The organism is Paraburkholderia sp. BR14320, from assembly GCF_040948665.1.
GTDB classification, from domain to species: Bacteria; Pseudomonadota; Gammaproteobacteria; order Burkholderiales; family Burkholderiaceae; genus Paraburkholderia; species Paraburkholderia youngii.
In genome coordinates this window covers 1-1,159 of sequence record NZ_JBFPKG010000197.1, presented here as the reverse complement: position 1 = coordinate 1,159, position 1,159 = coordinate 1, and the positions used below count along the sequence as shown (strand labels likewise).

General features: G+C 68.9%; 3 protein-coding genes. All 3 read left to right on the top strand.

The genetic code is table 11. From position 1 onward, the window contains the following. On the top strand, window positions 1-201 hold a 201-nt coding region (locus AB3X89_RS39825; RefSeq protein ID WP_368588007.1), incomplete at its 5' end, for a Phenylacetic acid catabolic protein. 7 nt (window positions 202-208) lie between these two features. After that, window positions 209-784 carry a 1,2-phenylacetyl-CoA epoxidase subunit PaaD gene (paaD, locus tag AB3X89_RS39820; RefSeq protein ID WP_368588006.1) on the top strand — a complete coding sequence of 192 codons (576 nt, stop codon included), beginning with the start codon at window positions 209-211 and terminating at the stop codon, window positions 782-784. A 1-nt stretch (window position 785) separates the two neighbouring features. Further along, the coding region (locus tag AB3X89_RS39815; protein ID WP_368588005.1) for an FAD-binding oxidoreductase at window positions 786-1,159 on the top strand (374 nt) is incomplete at its 3' end.

The window sequence follows — 1,159 nt, the reverse complement described above, 5'->3', positions numbered from 1 at the left end:
GGCATCGGCCCGCGCACCTCGGCGCTGGAAGCCGCATGGCTCGACGACGTGCGCGCCACGCTCGACGCCGCCACGCTGACGCTGCCCGCGGCGCTGCGGCACGTGAGCACCGGCAAGCACGGCGAGCATTCGGAGCATATGGGCTTCGTGCTCGCCGAGATGCAGAGCCTTGCGCGCCAGCATCCGGGCGCGAGCTGGTGAGCCCGCGATGACGACCTCGACCGCCCCGCAGCCCGTGAACACCCCCGCCACGACCGCCGCCACCGATCCCGCGCTCACCCGCGCGTGGAGCGTGCTCGAAGCGGTACCGGACCCGGAGATCCCGGTGGTCTCAATCCGCGAGCTCGGCATCCTGCGCGACGTGCGACGCGCGGCGGACGGCGCGCTCGAAGTCGTGATCACGCCGACCTACTCGGGCTGCCCGGCGATGTCGCAGATTGCCGAAGACATCGGCCGCGCGCTCGAGGCCGCGCAACTGACGCCGTATCGCGTCGCCACCGTGCTCGCGCCGGCGTGGACCACTGACTGGATCACCGCCGAGGCGCGCGAAAAACTGCGCGTCTACGGCATCGCGCCGCCCACCGGCAACTGCGGTTCAGCCGCGACGTCTGCGCCACAGGAAAAAGTGCTGCGCTTCGTGCCACGCGCGCTGCCCGCACCGGCCTGCCCGCGCTGCGGCTCCGCACACACCGAGCGACTCGCGCAGTTCGGCTCGACCGCCTGCAAGGCGCTGTATCGCTGCCTCGACTGCCGCGAACCCTTCGACTACTTCAAACCGTACTGATATGGCCACCCCGCAATTCCATCCGCTGCGTATCCGCGAAGTACGTCCCGAAACCGCCGATGCGGTGTCGGTCGCCTTCGAAGTCCCGCCCGAACTGCGCGACCAGTATCGCTTCACGCAGGGCCAGTTCGTCACGCTGAAGACGCATATCGACGGTGAGGAAACGCGCCGCTCGTATTCGATCTGCGTGGGTGTCACCGACTACGACCGCGACGGCAAGTTGCGCATCGGCATCAAGCGCGTGCGCGGCGGGCGTTTCTCGAACTTCGCGTTCGACACGCTGCAGCCCGGCCACACGATCGACGTGATGACCCCGGACGGCCGCTTCTTCACGCACCTGAACGCGGAACAGGGCCAGCAGTACCTCGCGTTCTC